The organism is Rhodococcus indonesiensis (assembly GCF_047782815.1).
Classification (GTDB): Bacteria; Actinomycetota; Actinomycetes; order Mycobacteriales; family Mycobacteriaceae; genus Rhodococcus; species Rhodococcus indonesiensis.
The window spans coordinates 5,084,151-5,101,914 of record NZ_CP180630.1 but is presented as its reverse complement, the minus strand read 5'-3'; the positions used below and the strand labels follow the sequence as shown (position 1 = coordinate 5,101,914).

The 17,764-nt window shown below is 68.1% G+C and carries 19 protein-coding genes; 13 read left to right on the top strand and 6 right to left on the bottom strand.

What is annotated here, in order from left to right:
- Positions 1-28: 28 nt before the first annotated feature.
- From ACM26Y_RS23435 to ACM26Y_RS23425, 3 genes are all read right to left on the bottom strand, one after another.
- Complete coding sequence (locus ACM26Y_RS23435) at positions 29-1,150, bottom strand: NDMA-dependent alcohol dehydrogenase (protein ID WP_289379816.1); 1,122 nt, start codon at positions 1,148-1,150, stop codon at positions 29-31.
- 245 nt (positions 1,151-1,395) lie between these two features.
- On the bottom strand, positions 1,396-2,136 hold the full coding sequence (locus ACM26Y_RS23430) for a FadR/GntR family transcriptional regulator (RefSeq protein ID WP_003938425.1): 741 nt from the start codon (positions 2,134-2,136) through the stop codon (positions 1,396-1,398).
- A gap of 189 nt (positions 2,137-2,325) precedes the next feature.
- A complete protein-coding gene (locus ACM26Y_RS23425) occupies positions 2,326-3,111 on the bottom strand; it encodes an enoyl-CoA hydratase/isomerase family protein (RefSeq protein WP_054374582.1) in 786 nt (261 codons plus the stop codon).
- A 202-nt stretch (positions 3,112-3,313) separates the two neighbouring features.
- Here ACM26Y_RS23425 and ACM26Y_RS23420 point away from each other — a divergent pair, with 202 nt between their 5' ends.
- The gene (locus tag ACM26Y_RS23420; protein WP_003938423.1) at positions 3,314-4,051 is read left to right on the top strand and encodes a FadR/GntR family transcriptional regulator; all 738 of its coding nucleotides are present in this window, start codon (positions 3,314-3,316) and stop codon (positions 4,049-4,051) included.
- A 138-nt stretch (positions 4,052-4,189) separates the two neighbouring features.
- On the opposite strand, the gene ACM26Y_RS23415 is transcribed toward ACM26Y_RS23420, so the two are convergent.
- Positions 4,190-4,387, bottom strand: coding sequence for a ferredoxin (locus ACM26Y_RS23415; RefSeq protein ID WP_003938422.1), 198 nt, complete (start codon positions 4,385-4,387; stop codon positions 4,190-4,192).
- A 151-nt stretch (positions 4,388-4,538) separates the two neighbouring features.
- On the opposite strand from ACM26Y_RS23415, the gene ACM26Y_RS23410 reads away from it, so the two are divergent.
- From ACM26Y_RS23410 to ACM26Y_RS23395, 4 genes are all read left to right on the top strand, one after another.
- Positions 4,539-5,783, top strand: coding sequence for a cytochrome P450 (locus ACM26Y_RS23410; protein WP_054374580.1), 1,245 nt, complete (start codon positions 4,539-4,541; stop codon positions 5,781-5,783).
- Positions 5,784-5,840: 57 nt separating this feature from the next.
- Positions 5,841-7,031 carry an NAD(P)/FAD-dependent oxidoreductase gene (locus ACM26Y_RS23405; protein ID WP_416062100.1) on the top strand — a complete coding sequence of 397 codons (1,191 nt, stop codon included), beginning with the start codon at positions 5,841-5,843 and terminating at the stop codon, positions 7,029-7,031.
- Between the two features lie 63 nt (positions 7,032-7,094).
- Positions 7,095-8,549 (top strand): aldehyde dehydrogenase, encoded by a 1,455-nt coding sequence (locus ACM26Y_RS23400; RefSeq protein ID WP_416062099.1) that lies wholly within the window; start codon positions 7,095-7,097, stop codon positions 8,547-8,549.
- A 78-nt stretch (positions 8,550-8,627) separates the two neighbouring features.
- Positions 8,628-9,065: a nuclear transport factor 2 family protein gene (locus tag ACM26Y_RS23395; protein WP_054374578.1), complete on the top strand. Its 438-nt coding sequence runs from the start codon at positions 8,628-8,630 to the stop codon at positions 9,063-9,065.
- A gap of 64 nt (positions 9,066-9,129) precedes the next feature.
- Here ACM26Y_RS23395 and ACM26Y_RS23390 read toward each other — a convergent pair whose 3' ends face one another.
- On the bottom strand, positions 9,130-10,050 hold the full coding sequence (locus tag ACM26Y_RS23390; protein WP_416062098.1) for an SMP-30/gluconolactonase/LRE family protein: 921 nt from the start codon (positions 10,048-10,050) through the stop codon (positions 9,130-9,132).
- Between the two features lie 235 nt (positions 10,051-10,285).
- Between ACM26Y_RS23390 and ACM26Y_RS23385 the strand changes: the two genes are divergently transcribed.
- The 6 genes from ACM26Y_RS23385 (at position 10,286) to ACM26Y_RS23360 (ending at position 15,375) form a co-directional block, all read left to right on the top strand.
- Complete coding sequence (locus ACM26Y_RS23385) at positions 10,286-11,233, top strand: alpha/beta hydrolase (RefSeq protein WP_003938416.1); 948 nt, start codon at positions 10,286-10,288, stop codon at positions 11,231-11,233.
- A gap of 14 nt (positions 11,234-11,247) precedes the next feature.
- Complete coding sequence (locus ACM26Y_RS23380; RefSeq protein WP_003938415.1) at positions 11,248-12,858, top strand: flavin-containing monooxygenase; 1,611 nt, start codon at positions 11,248-11,250, stop codon at positions 12,856-12,858.
- Between the two features lie 93 nt (positions 12,859-12,951).
- Entirely contained in the window at positions 12,952-13,965 is a 1,014-nt protein-coding gene (fgd, locus tag ACM26Y_RS23375; RefSeq protein ID WP_416062097.1) for a glucose-6-phosphate dehydrogenase (coenzyme-F420), read from the top strand.
- Between the two features lie 90 nt (positions 13,966-14,055).
- Positions 14,056-14,430 (top strand): WhiB family transcriptional regulator, encoded by a 375-nt coding sequence (locus tag ACM26Y_RS23370; RefSeq protein WP_416062096.1) that lies wholly within the window; start codon positions 14,056-14,058, stop codon positions 14,428-14,430.
- The gene (locus ACM26Y_RS23365; RefSeq protein WP_054373196.1) at positions 14,361-15,053 is read left to right on the top strand and encodes an AzlC family ABC transporter permease; all 693 of its coding nucleotides are present in this window, start codon (positions 14,361-14,363) and stop codon (positions 15,051-15,053) included. The genes ACM26Y_RS23370 and ACM26Y_RS23365 overlap by 70 nt, the downstream gene beginning before the upstream one ends.
- Positions 15,046-15,375, top strand: coding sequence for a branched-chain amino acid transporter permease (locus ACM26Y_RS23360; RefSeq protein ID WP_371383831.1), 330 nt, complete (start codon positions 15,046-15,048; stop codon positions 15,373-15,375). Before ACM26Y_RS23365 ends, ACM26Y_RS23360 begins: the two co-directional genes overlap by 8 nt.
- On the opposite strand, the gene ACM26Y_RS23355 is transcribed toward ACM26Y_RS23360, so the two are convergent.
- Positions 15,345-16,571, bottom strand: coding sequence for a glycosyltransferase 87 family protein (locus tag ACM26Y_RS23355; protein ID WP_289382440.1), 1,227 nt, complete (start codon positions 16,569-16,571; stop codon positions 15,345-15,347). The two genes, ACM26Y_RS23360 and ACM26Y_RS23355, sit on opposite strands and share 31 nt — an antisense overlap.
- A gap of 236 nt (positions 16,572-16,807) precedes the next feature.
- On the opposite strand from ACM26Y_RS23355, the gene ACM26Y_RS23350 reads away from it, so the two are divergent.
- Together ACM26Y_RS23350 and ACM26Y_RS23345 are read left to right on the top strand one after the other, a co-directional pair.
- Positions 16,808-17,215 (top strand): helix-turn-helix transcriptional regulator, encoded by a 408-nt coding sequence (locus ACM26Y_RS23350; protein ID WP_054373198.1) that lies wholly within the window; start codon positions 16,808-16,810, stop codon positions 17,213-17,215.
- 83 nt (positions 17,216-17,298) lie between these two features.
- A complete protein-coding gene (locus ACM26Y_RS23345; RefSeq protein WP_054373199.1) occupies positions 17,299-17,727 on the top strand; it encodes a VOC family protein in 429 nt (142 codons plus the stop codon).
- Positions 17,728-17,764: the final 37 nt, after the last annotated feature.

Below are 17,764 nucleotides of genomic sequence, written 5' to 3'. Positions count from 1 at the left end.
GGTCACCCGCGCGGTCGCGTGTACCGATCTAGTCGTCGTACATGATGACGCCGCGGATGTTCTTGCCGTCGCGGAGATCCTTGAACGCGGTGTTGATGTCCTCGAGCTTGTAGGTCTTGGTGACCAGCTCGTCCAGCTTGAACTCGCCGCGGCGGTACATGTCGGCGATGAGCGGGATGTCCCGGCGGGCCGTGGTGGTGCCGTACAGGGTGCCCTGCAGGCGCTTGCCCGACATCGCGAAGGTGAACAGGTCGAACGGCACGTCGCGCTGGGTGACCGGCGCCGCCGAGGTGAGCACCAGGGTGCCGCCGCGACGGGTCATCTCCTGCGCGGGGTTGAGCAGGTGCCCGTAGGCGATGTCGACGGTGATGATCACGACGTCGGCGCCCTGTCCGTCGGTGAGCTGATCGACGACCTCGCGGCACTGGTCGAAGTTCTCGGTGGTGTGGGTGGCACCGAAGATCTTGGCCTGGTCGCGCTTGAACTCGACGGGGTCGATCGTGACGACGTTCTTGGCGCCCTTGTGTCGGGCGCCCTGGACGGCGTTCATGCCCACGCCGCCGGTGCCGATGACGACCACGGTGTCACCGAGCTGGATGTCGGCCGCGTAGACGGACGAGCCCCAGCCGGTGGGGACGCCGCAGCCGATCAGCGCGGCCTTGTCGAGCGGGATGTCCTTGCCGATCTTCACGCACGAGTCGATGTTGACCACGACGTACGGCGAGAAGGTGCCGAGGTAGGAGAACGGGCCGACGCCCTGGCCGCGGGCGTGGATGCGGTGCGTGCCGTCGGGTGCGTAGCCCCCGAGCACGCCGGCGCCCATCTCGCACATGTTGGAACGGCCGATGGTGCACATCTTGCAGTGGCCACAGGACGGCAGGAAGGACAGGACGACGTGGTCGCCGACCTCGAAACCGGTGACGTCGGGGCCGAGTTCCTCGATCACGCCGGCGCCTTCGTGGCCGCCGATGATCGGTGCCCAGTCGAGGGGGATGTCGCCGGTGTCGACGTGGTCGTCACTGTGGCAGATGCCGGAGGCGGCGAGCTTGATCCGCACCTCCCGGCTCTTCGGCGGATCGATCTCGATTTCCTCGACGCTCCAACCGGACCGGGTTCCCGGCTCCCACAGCAGCGCTCCGATGGTCTTCATGGCTTCTCCTCGTGACGGGGTGAAGGCGCGAGCGGCGGCCGGTGCAGGGCTCCGGCACAGGCTCGACGCATGTGATCGCGATGTGTGCATGTGATCGCTATCACCATAACCATACGCATGGATATAAGCAATAGTGCGGCTGCGAAACCAATCATGGGAGCCCGCAACGACGGCGGGCCCGCGCCGAGACGGTGCTCGGTGCGGGCCCGCGGGTCCGTGGCGTCGGACGTCGCCGACGGCCGTGGTCAGCCGCCGAGTGCCTGATTCCAGGGCAGGACCTGGCTCAGGAGTTCGGGGAACTTGCGCTCGGCATAGCGGACGTATTCGTTGATGTGGTCGCGCATCCGGTCCTCGGACAGATCCGCGTCATGTGAATTCAGCGCCTCGTAGATCTGCGTGTGCGCCTTCAGCGTCGTCTCCCGCAGCGGTGCGGGATGGTCGACGCCCATCACCGTGCCGCCGGTGATCCGCAGCAGCGCGTCCGTCAGGTAGCCGAAGAGTGCGTTCCCGGTGGACCAGGCGATGACGTCGTGGAACTGCTTGTTCGTCTCCAGGAACGTGTCGATGTCCGCCGTGTCGAACGACTGCTGCATGCGGTCGACGGACTGCTTCAGTTCCTGCAGGTTCTCGTCGCTGATCCGCTCGGCGGCCAGGCGGCAGATGACGGGCTCGAGGGCGGTGCGGGCTTCCACGATGGTGCTGAGCGAGGCGTTCTGGAGCTGCATCAGCAGGATGATGGTGCTCGCCAGATGGGACGCGTCCGGATCGAGGAGGACGGGACCGCCCTTGGGGCCCGGCTTCAGGGCGATCATCCCCTGGAACTCGAGCAGTCGCAGTCCCTCCCGCAGGGTCCCGCGGCCGATCTGGTACTCCTCGAGCATCGCCTTCTCCGGGGGCAGCAGGTCCCCGGGCTGCAGGCCTTTTCGCGCCGTGTCCCGGACGATCTGCTGCGCTACCACCAGCGACGTCTTCGGGCCTCTCGACATTGCAGCCACGAAAGCCTCCTCAGCCTCTCGGCCTCCTGACTTCCGGGAAGCGGAGGCTGTCACGGCGGAGCGGGTGCTCGCCGTGTCGGCGGATCGTCCGGGCAACTTCCCCGGTCGATCCGAAATGTGCACTGTACTCATTGTGCACGCGATTGTGCACATTGATGTGCACCATTATCGGACGTGTGTCTATTCGGCGGGCGGGAACTGCGGCTTGCGCTTCTCCAGAAACGCCTGCGCCCCCTCGACCATGTCTGCGCTGCCGATCGCCTGGATGAGCATGCCGAGGCCGTTGCTGAAGGAGTCCCGGGCGGAGTTCCACCAGATGTTCGAACTGACCTTCGTGATCTCGAGATACCGCGGGCTCAGCGCCTCGAACTCGCGGCACAGCGAACGGACGGACTCCTCGAGGAGCTCGTCGTCGACCACCTCGTTCACCAGGCCCATCTCGTATGCGCGCTCCGCCGGGTAACGCCGGCACAGCAGCGACAGTTCCTTGGCACGCTTCTCGCCGATCTGCACGCCCATCACGTTCGTGGCGCCGCTGACCGGAGCGCTACCGACGCGGGGGCCGGTCTGCCCGAAGGTCGCCGATCGGGCGGCAACGGCGAGGTCGCAGGCCACCACCAGTTCGTTGCCGCCGCCTGCCGCGGCACCGTTGACGGCCGCGACGACCGGCCGGGGGCAGGTGCGGATCGCGTCGAACAGTTCGAGCGAGGACCGGTACAGGCCGCGCAGTTCCTTGACGGTCGGCTGGCTGAGCTGGCCGAGCGATCCACCGGCGCAGAAGCTCCCACCGGATCCGGTGATGACCACCGAGCGGTATTCGGTGGCGTTGTGGAGCGCGTCGACCATGACGGCGCACATCTCGGCATCGAACGCGTTGCGGCGCTCGGGCCGGTTGAGCCGGATCCACAGGCTCGAGTCGACCGAGTCGAGAACGACACTCGTGGTGGTTGAGGTGGGGCTGCTCATCGGAACTCCTTCGATCGAGGTTCACGGTTCGGCTCGGCTGGGTACCTGGGAGATGCCGGCTCACTCGGGGCATCTTTCCGGGCCCGACACACGAACTGTACGTTATAATCGTTAGCATTATTTTGGCTCGGCGGGAAGCGGGGAGTGTCCGATCCGGACGGCGTTCCCGAGCCGGCAGGTGCTCCGGGGAGGAGAAGGCGCGATGATCACAGGACGGGCGCCGAAAGCGGCCATGGTGGTGGCGCAGCACATCATCAGGGACGCGACCAGGCAGAACTTGGCGGCGGGTGATCTGCTGCCGTCGGAACGGGTCATGCTCGAGAAGTACGAGATCGGCCGTGGCACATTGCGGGAAGCCCTGCGATTGCTGGAATTCCAGGGGGTCATCGCGCTCAAGCCGGGACCGAGGGGCGGGCCGGTGATGCTGGACCCCGACGCGTCCCACCTCGCGAGTTCGCTCATCCTCCTCATGCAGCTCAAGGACGCCCCGTTCAGCGTCATCATCGAGGCGCGCAGCGCCCTCGAGCCGATGATCAGCCGGCTGGCCGCCCAGCGCGTCAGCGGCGAGACGCTCGTCGAGCTCAAGGAAACCATCGAACGGATGCACGGATCGCTCGGCGATCAGTACGAGTTCCTCGAGGCGAACAAGAGCTTCCACGACTTGATCGCCTGGTCCTCGGGCAATCCGTTGTTCGGGTACATGGTCGATTCCCTGCTCGGCATCATGGACGGCACGGCGATCGGCATCGACTACCCGCCGCACCGGCGCGAGGCGATCATCGTCGCGCACACCCGGATCTACGAGTCCCTCTCCCAGGGCGACGAGATCGGCTCCGAGGAGCGCATGCGCGAGCACATCGACGCCTACCGGAGGTATGCCCAGCGCAAGTACCCCGACCTGCTCGAACAGGTCATCCAGTGGGACCGCGCGCTGGGCTGACGCCCCCCGCAGGCGCTGGGCTGACGCCCACCGCAGGCGCTGGGCTGACGCGCTCCGGTCCGCAGGCGCAGGAAGGGGCCCCGGATTCGAATCCGGGGCCCCTTCCTGCGTCGTGTGCCGGCCGATCGAAAGGCGTCGTCACTCGGTGACGACGGAGATCGCACGCTCGGGGCAGGACGCGGCGGCCTCGCGTGCGGCGTGCTCGTTGGCCGGGTCGTCGCCCCCGGGCAGGACGTACGCGTGGCCGTCCTCCTCGCGCAGCGCGAATACCTGCGGGGAGGTCATGAAGCACAGCCCGTGGCCCTGGCAGTGGTTCTCGTCGACAACAACCTTCATCGGTCGCTCCTTCCGTCATCCGGATATCGAGGATGCCAGCTCGTTGAACATTTGATTTGATGGCCGGGCTGGCGGTGTGATCTACACTACTATATCATCTGTTATAACCATTAGCAGGAGATGCCCGATCCGACGCAGGAGGGTCCACGCGATGGACAGCCGCAATCGTTGCCCCGTCATAAACTTCGACCACAACTCGCAGGAACACTCTGCCGATCCGGTCGCCTCGTACCGCAAGGTTCGCCAGAACGAGCGAGTCGCCTGGACGGAGGCGCACGGCGGGTACTGGGTGCTCAGCGACTACGACTCGGTCTTCGAGGCCGCCCGCGACGACGAGACGTTCTCGTCGGCACGTAACGAATATGGGGGAGAAGGACTTTCGGTCGTCATACCGAAGACTCCGATGCACTTCCACATCCCCATCGAGCTCGATCCCCCGGAGTTCCGCAAGTACCGCAAGATCGTCAACCCGATCACCGCCCCCGCGGCCGTCGAGCGGATGAAGGCCCTCGTCGACCGCCACACCGCCGGGTTCATCGACAGCGTGATCGAGGACGGGCAATGCGACCTCACCTCGGTCATCGCCGTTCCGTCCATCGTGACGGTGGACTGGCTCGGCCTCGACCTGGCCGACTGGAAGCGCTACTCCCATGCGCACCATCAGGCACTCGCCGGCATTCCGGGAAGCGACGACTACCGCCATGCGATGGAAGTCGACTTCCCCTACCTGGGCGACCGCATGCGCGAGACCATCCGGGCGCGACGCGAGAACCCCACCGACGACATCATCAGCTACCTCGTGCAGCAGGAGGTCGACGGCCGTCCGCTCAACGACTTCGAGATGTACTCGATCGTCGATCTGCTGCTCGCCGGCGGTGTCGGAACCACCGCGTCCCTGGTGAGCCAGGCCCTCGTGTGGCTCGCAGAGCACCCGGCCGTGCGGCAGCGGTTGATCGACGACCCGAGCCTGATGGACCACGCCGTCGAGGAGTTCCTGCGGTACTTCTCGCCCACCCAGGCGCTCGCCCGGACCGTCACCAAGGACACCGACTTCCAGGGCTGCCCCATGAAGAAGGGCGACCGGGTGCTGCTGTCGTGGTCGTCGGCCAACCGCGACGAGAAGCTCTTCGAGAACCCGGACGAGATCGACATCGAACGGTGGCCGAACCGGCACACCGCCTTCGGTATCGGCGTACACCGTTGCGCCGGATCGCATCTCGGCCGCTACATGTCCAAGACGCTCATCAGTCAGATCCTCGAGCGGATGCCCGACTACGAGGTGGACTTCTCCGCCCTCGAGCGGTACCCGCACCAGGGCACCAACATGGGCTGGCAGCGGATCCCGGCCACCTACACGCCCGGCCCGCGGGTGCTGTCGGACTACACCCTGTACTGAGGGGTGCCGAGCGCGTCCACCGCACCATCCGATCCATCGACAGGACAGGGGAACGCCGTGTTCAACGGCCGAAGAATCGTCGTCGTCGGCGGCGGCCTCGCGGGGCTCCGCACGTGTGAGGCGCTGCGCGCCGAAGGTTTCGACGGGGAGCTCGAGCTGCTCTGCGCCGAATCCACCCCGCCGTACGACCGGCCGCCGCTGAGCAAGTCCGTACTCCTCGAGCCGCAGGACACCACGTTCGACGTCGACTACGCGGCGCTCGGGGTCGAGCTGCGCCTCGGTGCCCGCGCCCGGTCGCTCGACACCGCCGCCCGCGTAGTGCACACCGACGCCGGCGAGCAATCCTACGATGCGCTCGTCGTCGCGACCGGGGCGGCCCCGGTCACCCTGCCCGGCGCGGGCCGGCAGCTCGTGCTCCGCACCGCCGCGGACGCCGAGCGTCTTCGCACCGAGCTGCGCCCGGGATCCCGCGTCGTCCTCGTCGGTGCCGGCTGGATCAACGCCGAGATCGCCACGACTGCACTGGCTCTGGGCTGCTCGGTGACCTGCGTGGAGGCCGGGCCCCGGCCGCTGGCGGGACCGCTGGGCACGCGGGTCGCCGAGCGCCTGCACACCTGGTGGGACGGGGTCGATCTGCGCTGCGGCACCGGCGTCGGCGAGATCACGCCCGGCGGGCTGACATTGGACGACGGCACCGCACTCCCGGCGGACGTCGTCGTCACCGGTATCGGAGTGCGGCCCGACGTGGGCTGGCTGACCGGCTCGGGCCTCGAGATCGATCGCGGGGTCGTCGTCGACGAGTCGTTGCGTGCCTCCGACCCGTCGGTGTTCGCCGTCGGCGACGTCGCGATGCGCTGGTCGCCCCGGTTCGGGACACGACTCGGCGGTGAGCACTGGGACGAGGCGCGCACCGGACCGGCGACGGTCGCCGGTGCACTCCTGCGGCCGCAGTCGCCGCCCGTCTTCGACCCGATCCCGTACTTCTGGAGCGACCAGTTCGGGCACAAGATCCAATTCGTCGGACACAGAAGCGAATCCGACGATATGGTGGTCCGCGAGGGCGCGGACGGCAAGTGGGGTGCGGCCTGGTTCGATGCCGCCGGGCACCTCACCGCGCACCTGAGCGTCGATTCCCCCCGTCACATGGTGCAAGCCCGCATGGCGATCGATCGCCGTGCCGTCGTGGATCCGGACGCGATCCGGGATCTGTCGGCGCCCCTGCAGGCGCCGGCGCCGGCAGTGAAGTAGTACTCCCATCCCATCCAGCGAGTCGCCGTGGCGAGAGTCCGCGGTCGAGTGGAGGAACACAGCATGACCACAGCCACTCCCATCCAGTTGAAGAGCTACGACAAGCTGTTCATCGGCGGATCGTGGGTCGAGCCGTCCAGCGACGCGTTGATCGAGGTGATCTCCCCGATCAACGGTGAGGTCATCGCGACCGTGCCCGAGGCACGCGAGGCCGACATGGACCGCGCCGTCGCGGCGGCACGCAAGGCGTTCGACGAAGGCCCCTGGCCGCGGATGACGCCCGCCGAGCGCGCGGAGATCCTCGTGCGTGTCGGAAACGAGGTGAAGAAGCGGATCCCGGAGATGGCCGAGGCCTTCACTCTCGAACTGGGCGCTCCCGCAGCGGTGTCCACACTGTTCCACCAGAACGCCGTCGACATGTGGGACGACGCGGCCACCTTCCACGAGCGTTTCGCGTTCGAGGAGGAGCGCACCTGGAAGGGCGGGCACGGCAAGGTCGTGCGGGAGCCCATCGGGGTCGTCGCGGTCGTGGTCCCGTGGAACGGTCCGGTCGCGACCGGCTCGCTGAAGATCTCGCCTGCGCTCGCCGCGGGCTGCACGGTGGTGCTCAAGCCGGCCCCGGAGGGGCCCGTCACCATGATGATGCTGGCCGAGGCGCTCGACGCCGCGGGCCTGCCCGAAGGCGTCGTCAGCGTCGTCCCGGCCGGACGGGAGGTGGGTGACTACCTCGTCAGCCACCCGGACGTCGACAAGATCAGTTTCACCGGCAGCACCGCGGCCGGTCGTGTGGTCATGAGCCGGGCAGCAGAGCGGATCAAGCGGGTCACCCTCGAACTCGGCGGCAAGTCGGCCGCGATCATCGCCGACGACATCGACCTCGACACCTTCCTGCCCGGCATGGTGTTCGGTGGCATCGGCCATTCGGGGCAGGTCTGCGCCGCCCTCACCCGCATCATCGTCCCGCGCGAGCGCCAGGAGGAGGTCGTCGAGGCGATCAAGGCGGTGATGGAGAGCGTGAAGGTCGGTGACCCGCGGGACGAGGACACGGTCCTCGGCCCCCTCGCCGCCGAACGTCAGCAGACGCGGGTGCTCGACTACATCGAGCTCGGGAAGAAGGAAGGCGCGCGGCTGGTGACCGGCGGCGGCAAGCCGACGCACCTCGACCGCGGCTGGTACGTCGAACCGACCCTGTTCGCGGACGTCTCCAACGACATGCGGATCGCGCAGGAGGAGATCTTCGGACCGGTGCTGGTGGTGATCCCGTTCGATTCGATCGACGAAGCCGTCGCCATCGCCAACGACTCGGACTACGGGCTGTCCGGCTCCGTCTACGCGAAGGACGAGGAGCTGGCCCAGAGCATCGCCCGACGGGTGCGCACCGGCCAGATCTCCGTCAACGGCTACGCGATGTGCGTCGTGCAGCCCTTCGGCGGCTACAAGCAGTCCGGTCTCGGCCGTGAGGGCGGCATCGAAGGGTTCGATGCGTTCTTCGAGACCAAGCTGATCCAGCTTCCCTGATCCACAACGGATACCGGGGTGCGCCCGAAAGGAGGGCGCACCCCGCCATCCGGCACCGACGAAAGCGGAGGACCCGACATGACTGCGGTATCACCCGAACTCGCTCGCCGCGCGGAAGACCTGATGTACGCGTACGCGTCCGCCGTGGACGGGGGTGACCTCGACGCACTGCGCGCGCTGATCACAGACGACGTCTCGATCATCCAGAACGGCAAGGAGGATGTGGGGCCGGAGGAGTTCCTCGGGGTCTACCGCGCCTTCGCCGAATCCGGTGCGGAGTTCTCCCGTCACGCGATCACCAACGTCCGCGTGACCGGCGAGGGCGACGGCCGGGTGCGGGTCGACGCGTACTTCGAGGCGACGGTGGCCGGCCCCGAGGGCACGCAGCGGCTGTACGGGCGCTACGCCGACACGTTCGCCGAGCGCGACGGCGCGCTGCTCATCGAGCGCAAGGACATCACGGTGGACCGCGTGCTGGAACAGCCCGCATCTGCGGCGGCGTACGCGCCGTACTGATCGAACGGGAAAGGGGCGGCGATTCGACGAATCGCCGCCCCTTTCCCGTGTCCTGGGGGCCGTCCTACGGGCGACCGCTGTGGGTGGCACCGACGCGGGTGGCCAGCAGGCTCGCATCGCGCGTGTGGCGACGGGCGGCTTCGGAGGAGTTCGGCGCCGCGCAGGCGTAGAGGGTGTCGCCTTCCGGGCCGCCGAGCATGCACGCGAACACACCGGTCGGGAACACGACCTCGGCGGTGATCGCGCCACCTTCCTCGACGCGGATGACCCGGCGGTTGAGAGCGTCGGCGACCCACACCGCGCCGTCGCTGTCGAGGCAGATGCCGTCCGGCGCGACCGCCGCGGCGCTCATCGCGGCCTTGACCGACTCGGTGGGCAGGTCCGGCCCGAACGCGGCCCAGGTGCGCTGCCCGTCGAGCCGGCCGTCGGCGCCGATGTCGAAGGCGGTCAGCTTGTTGCCCATGCTCTCCGCGACGACCAGCGTGCCGGCGGGGGTGATCACCATGCCGTTGGGGAAGCGGAGGTCGGAGGCCTCGACGGTGAAGGATCCGTCCGGCGCGACCCGGATCAGGTTGGCCGGCGCGATCGGGGTGTCGCGCTTGAACTCGAAGCCGAAGCTGCCCACGTAGGCGGTGCCGTCCTCGGCGACCACCATGTCGTTGAGCTTGCCGGTCGCGACCGAGGAGAGATCGGCGTGGACGACGATCTCGCCGTCGTGCTCGCGGCGCATGATCCGCCCGGACTCCATCGCGGTGATGAGCAGGCGTCCGTCGGGCAGCCAGCCGAGACCGGACGGCTCGTCGCCGGGAAGGGTGGCCTCGACGGTGACCGCACCGTCGGCGCCGATCGAGATCACCTCGTGCCGATAGAGATCCGAGACCCACACGCGTCCGTCGTGCCAGCGCGGGCACTCGAGGAAGGCACGGTCGGAGACGACGGTGTCGATGGGGCTCTGCAGCGCGGTGTCCTGGTTTCCGGCAGTCATGGTCGGTGGCCTTCCGTAGTAGATGCGGGGAGACAGCAGATGCGGGGAGACGCCCCGGACTCTCTCTTCCAAGCTAGACCAATCATGCGCATAGATAAAGGCCGCGCGCGACCTATTGCAAATAATCATGCGTATGGTTATGGTGATGCGCATCACTCGTTGGGCGCCGACTCTGCGCATCGATCGGGAGTTGTCGACGTCTGTCGAAACCCATGCTGCACACGAAGGAGATGCCATGGCCCTCGATTCCGCCACCACCGCGTTCCTCGCCCAGATGGCCGAGGCGGGCGGTCCTCCGCTGCACGAGATGAGCCCGCAGGAAGCGCGCACGCTGAGCGACGGCTTCATCGAGTTGGTCGGCGCCGGACCGGAGATGGCCCGGGTCGACGACATCACCGTCCCCGGTGCCGACGGACACGAGGTGCCGGTTCGCGTGCTGGTCCCGGTCGACGACGCCCGCGGCGTGATCGTCTACCTGCACGGCGGTGGCTGGGTGGTCGGCAGCCTCGACGGCTACGACACCCTGGGCCGGCAGCTCGCCGAGCGCACCGGTTGCGCCGTCGCCCTCGTCGACTACCGCCTGGCCCCCGAGCATCTGTTCCCCGCCGCTGCCGACGACGCCTGGACCGCGTTGCAGTGGCTCGCGGCGAACCGGACCGCCTATGCGGCCGCGGACGCCCCGCTGATCGTCGGTGGTGACAGCGCCGGCGGCAACCTCGCAGCGGTCGTCGCGCAGCGCGCCGTCCGGGAGAACGGGCCCGAACTCGCCCTGCAGTTCCTCGCCTACCCCGTCATCGACTGCGACTTCGACACACCCAGCTACCTCGATCCCGCGAACGAGCTCATGCTCACCCGCGACGCGATGGTGTGGTTCTGGGACCTGTACGTGCCCGAGGCGAAGGACCGCACCCGATGGGAAGTCGCCCCGATCAACGCCGAATCGCTCGCCGGTGTCGCGCCGGCCGCGGTGCTGATCGCCGAGCACGACGTACTGCACGACGAGGGCCGCAAGTACGCCGAGGCGCTCCGCTCAGCGAGGATCCCCGTGCGCGAGAAGGTGTTCACCGGACAGATGCACGGCTTCTTCCAGTTCGTGAACATCCTGCCGGGCGCCAAGGACGGCATGGACTACGTCGTCGAAGCGGTCGAGGACGCGCTCGCCGGCGCGGACATCGCCCGATGACATCGGAGGCTGACATGGGATTCGAGAAGACTGCGGAGGAATTCGACGCGATCGTGGTGGGTGCCGGCTTCTCCGGCATCTACATGGTGCATCGGCTGCGGGCGATGGGGCTGACGGTCCGCGCCTTCGAGGCGGCCGAGGGCGTGGGTGGCACCTGGTTCTGGAACCGGTACCCCGGGGCCCGATGCGACTGCATCAGCATGGAATACGCCTACACGTTCTCGCCCGAACTCATCGACGAGTGGGAGTGGACCGAGCGCTACCCGGCACAGCCGGAGATCCTGCGCTACCTGAACTTCGCCGCCGACCGGCTGGATGTGAAGAAGCACTTCCGGTTCCGGACCCGGGTCGACTCGGCTCGGTTCGACGACCACACCGACCGGTGGACGGTCACCACCGACTCCGGAGACGTCGCCGTCGCCAAGTACTTCGTCACCGCGGTCGGCTGTCTGTCCACGTCGCAGACGCCGGATTTCCCGGGGCTGGCGAACTTCCGCGGCGCGACGTACCACACGGCCGACTGGCCCAGCGAGGGCGTCGACTTCACCGGCAAACGGGTCGGGGTGATCGGCACCGGTTCGTCCGGCGTCCAGGTGATCCCGCTCGTCGCCGAGCAGGCCGAGAAGCTGACCGTATTCCAGCGGACGCCCGCGTTCAGCCTCGACTGCGGCAACCGTCCCCTCACCGAGGACGAAAAGCGGGAGTTCAAGGAGAACATCGAGACCTTCAAGGCGACCTCGAAGACCACGCCGTCGGGCCAGTACACCGACACCCTCGAAGTCAGCGCGCTCGATCACTCCCCGGAGGAGCGGTGGGCGACCTACGAGGAGCGGTGGAACCGGCACCGGGCGATCGACCTCATCGCCGCCTACCCCGACCTGTTCACCAATCGGGAGGCCAACGAGACCATCGCGGAGTTCTTCCGCAGCAAGATCCGTGCGGTGGTGCAGGACCCCGAGCTCGCCGAACGCCTGTCGCCGCGGACACACCCGCTCGGCGCCAAGCGGATCACGCTGGACACCAATTACTTCCAGACGTACAACAGGGACAACGTCGAGCTCGTGTCGCTGCGCGAGGCGCCGCTCGAGGAATTCACGGACAAGGGCATCCGGGCCGGGGGTGTGGAGCACGAGCTCGACGCGGTGGTCCTCGCCACGGGATTCGACGCGATCACCGGTCCGCTGCTGAAGATGGACATCTCCGGCGTGGGCGGGCAGACGCTGCAGGAGAAGTGGCAGGACGGCCCCGTCACGTACCTCGGAATCGCCGTCGACGGGTTCCCGAACATGTTCATGCTCACCGGCCCCGGCAGTCCGAACGTGCTCACCAACGTGGTGTGTGCGATCGAGCAGCACGTGGAGTGGACCGCCGACTGCATCGAACGACTCGAGGAGCGCGGCGCCCGCCGGTTCGAGGCGCTCGAGCCGTACACGCACGACTGGACCGACCTGAACAACGAGCTGGCGAAGGGCACGCTCTACCCCGAGGGCAACTCGTGGTACACGGGCGCCAACGTGCCGGGCAAGCCGCAGGTGATCATGTCCTACGTCGGTGGGCTCAACACCTACCGCGAGATCTGCGACGACGTCGCAGCCGACGGCTATCGCGGTTTCGCCATCAAGTAACGGGAAACGGCAACGGCAGGACGCGCATTCGCGGCTGCAGGCCGCGGCGCGTCCTGCCGCCGTTTCCGAGGTTCCGACGACGAGGAGTTCGTGGTGTCGCAGGGTCTGAAGTTGGGGTACAAGGCGTCGGCGGAGCAGTTCGGGCCGCGGGAGCTGGTGGAGCTGGCGGTGCTCGCCGAGGAGCGGGGGATGGATTCGGCGACGGTGTCGGATCATTTCCAGCCGTGGCGGCACAACGGGGGGCATGCGCCGTTCTCGTTGGCGTGGATGACCGCGGTCGGCGAGCGCACGTCGCGGGTGCAGCTGGGCACGAGTGTGCTCACCCCGACCTTCCGGTACAACCCGGCGGTGATCGCGCAGGCGTTCGCGACGATGGGGTGTCTGTATCCGGGGCGGATCATGCTCGGGGTCGGCACCGGGGAGGCGCTCAACGAGATCGCCACCGGCTACGAGGGGGCGTGGCCGGAGTTCAAGGAGCGGTTCGCGCGGCTGCGCGAATCGGTGCGGCTGATGCGGGCGTTGTGGACGGGGGAGCGGGTCGACTTCGACGGGGAGTTCTACACCACGAAGGGGGCGTCGATCTACGACGTGCCCGCCGGCGGGATCCCGGTGTACATCGCGGCGGGCGGTCCGGTGGTGGCGCGGTATGCGGGGCGGGCGGGGGACGGGTTCATCTGCACCTCGGGCAAGGGGATGGAGCTCTACACCGAGAAGTTGTTGCCGGCGGTGGCGGAGGGCGCGGGCAAGGCCGAGCGGGACGCCGGTGGGATCGACAAGATGATCGAGATCAAGATCTCCTACGACACCGATCCGGAGAAGGCGTTGGAGAACTGCCGGTTCTGGGCGCCGTTGTCGCTCTCGGCGGAGCAGAAGCACTCGATCGACGATCCGGTGGAGATGGAGGCGGCGGCGGATGCGTTGCCGATCGAGCAGGTGGCCAAGCGGTGGATCGTGGCGTCGGATCCGGACGAGGCGGTCGAGCAGGTCGCCGCGTATGTGAAGGCCGGGCTGAATCATCTGGTGTTCCATGCGCCGGGGCACGATCAGCGGCGGTTTCTGGAGTTGTTCGAGCGTGATCTGGCGCCGCGCCTGCGTGCGCTGGCCTGACACGGCTGACGCCCCCGGTGCGTCCTTTGGGCGGTCAGGGCAGCCCAAAAGACACACCGGCGGCTGAGCCGCCTTACGAAGGGAGAACCTATGCCCGCGCCCAAGCTGTTGATGCTGCCCCCGGCGATCACGGAGTCCTGGGACTGGCAGCTGCAGGCCGCCTGCCGGGACGCCGACGCCGCGACGTTCTTCCATCCGGAGAACGAGCGTGGGGAGGCGCGCACCGACCGCGTCCGCGCCGCGAAGCGAATCTGTCAGTCCTGTCCCGTGCTGACCCAGTGCCTCCGGCACGCACTCGAGGCCGGGGAGCGGCACGGCACCTGGGGTGGGATGTCGGAAGAGGAACGTCGCATCCTGCTGCGCAGGGCGAGCAGGTCACCCCATAGCCTGGAGCCATGGCAGATGGCCGTCGCTCCGAGATCCGCACTGGTGTCCGCGACTCCTGGGCAGTCGGTCTCGGCCTGATCCCGCTCGGCCTTGCATTCGGGGTCGTGCTCACGCAGGCGGGCTTCGACTGGTGGTGGGCGCCGCTCTTCTCGACGGTGATCTATGCGGGTTCGATGGAGTTCCTCGCCGTCGGCCTGATCGGTGCGGTGACTCCGGTGGCGTCGATCGCGGCAGCGACTCTGCTGGTGAACTTCCGCCACGTGTTCTACGGACTGTCCTTTCCACTGGAGAAGATCCGTAGCCGGCTCGGGCGGGCGTACGGCGTCTACGCACTCACCGACGAGACCTATGCCATCGTCGCCACCAAGCGCCGCGACGGGCTGACCGGCGCGCGGATGCTTGCGGTCGCGGCGACGTGCCAGTTGCTGTGGGTCGCATCCGGGACCGCGGGCGCCCTGCTCGGAGCGGCGCTGCCCGCGGGATTGTCGGGCCTCGAGTTCGCCCTCACGGCGTTGTTCGCCGTGCTCGCGCTCGACGCATTTCGTCTCGGGCGCGATCTGCCGGCGTCGGCCGCCGCACTGGTGTGCGGCCTCGTCGGGATGACCGTGTCGAAGGACGGCATGCTGGTGATCTCGCTGGGCCTGTTCGTCGCGTATCTGCTGTTGCGGTTCGTCTACCGCAACAAGGTGGCCCGTGCCTGAGTCGGTACCGGGCGCCGGCTACGTCGTCGGTGCCCTGATCGCGATGTTCGTCGTCACCGTGGGTCTGCGGGCGGTCCCGTTCGCCGCGCTCGCCCGGCTGCGGGAGTCGGACGTGGTGGGCTACCTCGGCGGCGCGATGCCGGCCGGGGTGATGGTCATCCTGGTGGTGTACACCCTGCGCGACGTCGGGCCGGCGACGTGGCTACCGGCGGTGCTGGGTCTCGCCGGGACCGTCGCGGTGCACCTGTGGCGGCGGAGTGCGGCGTTGAGCACCGTCGCCGGAACCGCGATCTACGTCCTGGCCGGGGCGTTCTGGAGCTGAGCGGGGCGAGCGCCGGCCGGTGCCGGCACCGTGCCGGGACGGCGGGACCGTGCCGCGACGACCGCCGCGACGAGTACCGCGAGACCGGTGACGCACTGCGCGTTGCCGAGGGTCTGCTGGATGGCCGACTCGACCCAGCCGTGCGTGGAGGTGTCCTCGAGCAGGTAGTTGGGTCCGACGAGGAAGACCAGCGCGGCCGGCAGCAGCACGGGCCACCACGAGCGGTACCGCGGAGCCAGTGCGACCGCGACGAGCAGCACGCTGTAGGCCCAGTGATGCGTGACCGCGATGGGCGCCGCCAGCAGGGTCGCGAGCGCGATCACACCGAGCGCGACGACGTGCTCGCCCGATCGGGTGAAGCGGTGGGCGGCCCACAGCGCCCCGAGGACGACGAGTGCGACGCCCGCGAGCCAGACTGCGGTGTAGGCGTGACCCTCGAGGCCCAGCCGGGCAAGCAGCCCGCTGAGCGCCTGATTACGGAAGAAGTCCTGATTCCCGGCCCGGTCGGTGGCCCAGGCCTCGGTGGTCCAGAAGTACACGGAGGACTCCGGGCGGAGCCAGTACGCGAAGCCCGCCACGGCGAGGAACGCGCCGAAGGCACGCGCCGCCGACGGCATGTCCCGGCGGAGCAGGAACAGCACACCGAACGCGGCCGGGGTCACCTTGATCGCGGCGGCGAGGGCGATTCCGACGCCGCGGAACCGCTGCGGGATCACGCCGAGGACGTCGGCGACGACGAGGGCCATGAGGAGGATGTTGATCTGCCCGAACAGGAAGTTGGAGTGGATCGGTTCGAGCCAGAGCGCCACGCCCAGACCGGCGGTCGCGACCAGGTTCGCGCGACGGACGTCCATGTGCTCGAGCGAGACCTTCAGCACCCACCACACTAGGCCGATCAGCCCTGCGGTCCACAGCACCTGCATCAACGTCGCGTTCAGCAGGGGCAGCGGGGCGAAGAGGAACGCCGCGAACGGCGGATAGATGAAGCGGAACCCCGAACTGGTGTGGAAGCCCTCGGTGTAGAGGGGGGTGTGGTGCAGGAACGCCCACCCCGCGTCGCGGAAGACGGACAGGTCCATCAGGTATCCGGTGACAGCGTTCTCGAGGTGGATGCCTGCGACCACGGCCGACACGAGCAGCCCTGCCCCCACGAGCAGCGAGTACCCGGGCCGGGCGCGAACTTCGGACAGCAGCACGGACGATCACCTCCGCTTGTCGGGACAGGAACTCTCGGATACGTTACACAATCGTTGCCTTCGGGGCCGGATACGCGGGTTGCCCGGCCTCCCAGCACGTTTCCGGCCGCTTTGTCCTGTTCGGGTGGTTCCGGTGTGTGGCGTGCGTCATGGCGTCGCGATGAAATCACCGTTTCTACTCCGTGGCGTAGACACGGGCAGAAACTCCTGTCGTGGGGCGCTGCGATACTGGCCGCATGTCGCGCCGCGTGCCGGAGGAGCTTCTGCCGCACCTGCGCCGGGCCCGTGATCTCGCGGACCGGGAGTACGCGCAGCCTCTCGACCTCGCCGGGCTCGCCGCCGCCGCGGGGGTCTCGAAGTACCACTTCCTGCGCTGTTTCACCGCCGTGTACGGCAAGACGCCCGGGGTCCACCTCACCGAACGCCGCATCGAGCGGGCGCAGGATCTGCTGCGCGCGACGAACCTGACCGTGACGGAGGTCTGTCACCTCGTCGGGTACAGCAGCCTCGGGTCGTTCAGCACCAGGTTCCGTCAGCTGGTCGGTGTCACCCCCAGTGAGTATCAGGCCGCGTTCGCCGAGTCCGGGGCGCCTCGCATCCCGGGCTGCTGGGTGTTCATGCACGGTCTGAGCGACCTCCGCTGAACTCCGCAATTTCGGAGAAGCTTGCACCGTGCCCGTCGCTCTACCGTCGAGACGTGCCACATCACCGATCCGGAGGACACGCCATGATCACGAACATTTCCCTGGTGACCCTCTATGTCACCGATCAGGACGCGGCGAAGAAGTTCTACCTCGACACGCTGGGGTTCGTGGAGACCGCCGACGTGACGATGGGTGAGGGCTTCCGCTGGGTGACCGTCGCGCACCCGGACCACCCGGAACTCGAGGTGACGCTGATGGTGCCCGGCCCACCCCTGAACCCGGACATGGCCGAGGCGATTCGTCGCGCGCTCGCCGACGGCACCATGGGCGGCTTCGGGCTCCGCACCGCGGACTGCCACAAAACGTACGAGGAGCTCACGGCCAAGGGGGTCGAGTTCACCCAGCCGCCGTCCGAGCGGCCCTACGGTGTCGAGGCCGTGTTCCGGGACAACTCGGGCAACTGGCTCGTGCTGGTGGAGCCCCGTGAGTACACGCCCGGGGACTTTCGTTGATTCGGAATTCTTCGGGATTCTCGCAATGCCCCGAGAC